This is a genomic window from Noviherbaspirillum sp. ST9 (assembly GCF_048799745.1).
Lineage (GTDB): Bacteria > Pseudomonadota > Gammaproteobacteria > Burkholderiales > Burkholderiaceae_D > Noviherbaspirillum.
Genome location: NZ_JBLWFR010000128.1, coordinates 1 through 612, shown reverse-complemented (window position 1 = coordinate 612; position 612 = coordinate 1). Strand labels below are relative to the sequence as shown.

Genomic DNA, 612 nt, shown 5'->3' with positions numbered 1-612 from the left:
TCACTGCTCTGCATCAGATTCAACGCCATCAACAGTTTACCGATACCAGCATACTGTGGCGCTCCCGCAGCTTCAGCTCGCATGATCAACTCCTTCAGGTTCGGCATCGCATCCCGGTAAGCCGACTCCCATATATTGTCAAACCCGTAAGGATTATATGCATCGATCTGGGCTTCCTGCCCGGCACTTCCGGCAAAATATTGCGGATAATAATTACCGTATTGCCCGGCATTAAAAAATGATGTGGCGGTAAATTGTATGGTAGCCGGCAATAACGCAGACAAGGCTACCTGGTCGGGCGTCAGCCTCGACGGATCGTCATTAATGTCCAGCTGATCGCTGCATGCTCCTGTAACAAGTACCAGAAGCGCCGCCGAAAAATAAGTTTTAAAATATCCTGATTTCATGACTGTCTTTTAAAAATTCACGTTCAATCCCATAAAGAAACTCCTCGTTGTCGGGACGCCTGTACCCACATATCCCACTGCGTTCGAACCAGCCCCATATGTACTGCCTTCAGGATCGAACCCGACAAATGGCGTACTAACCCATAGGTTATTTGCTGTAACGGACAAAGAGGCCGAATTAATAAAGGTCTTCCTAAGGACGGAC

General features: G+C 48.2%; 1 protein-coding gene. It reads right to left on the bottom strand.

All coding sequences use genetic code 11. From position 1 onward, the window contains the following. A partial coding sequence (locus ACNOHI_RS25135) for a hypothetical protein (RefSeq protein WP_420477456.1) occupies positions 1 to 407 on the bottom strand: 407 nt, incomplete at its 3' end. Between the last annotated feature and the right edge of the window lie 205 nt (positions 408 to 612).